General features: G+C 72.3%; 1 tRNA gene. It reads right to left on the bottom strand.

From position 1 onward, the window contains the following. Positions 1 to 29 precede the first annotated feature (29 nt). Positions 30 to 105 (bottom strand) — tRNA-OTHER (locus CCN44_RS44845). Positions 106 to 242: the final 137 nt, after the last annotated feature.

Below are 242 nucleotides of genomic sequence, written 5' to 3'. Positions count from 1 at the left end.
GCCCTCGTCTGCCGACGGCGCTCCCGACTTGGGGCGGGGCCGGGGTTGAACCGGCGTCCGTTCCGGGGATGAGCCCGGTCGCTCTGTACCCGTTGAGCTACCCGCAGATCCAGGATCACACCGCTGTCAAGCAGCGCCCCGTCCGGCCGCGCCCCGCGTGCCGTTGTCAGTGCCGTGCGGCAGGGTGGGGCTCATGCCTGTGGTGATCGTGTACCCGCCCGACGAAGACGGCGGCCGACGCG

Source organism: Streptomyces tricolor (genome assembly GCF_002155905.1).
In the GTDB taxonomy this organism is placed as follows: Bacteria; Actinomycetota; Actinomycetes; order Streptomycetales; family Streptomycetaceae; genus Streptomyces; species Streptomyces tricolor.
This window is presented reverse-complemented; position numbering and strand designations above follow the sequence as displayed.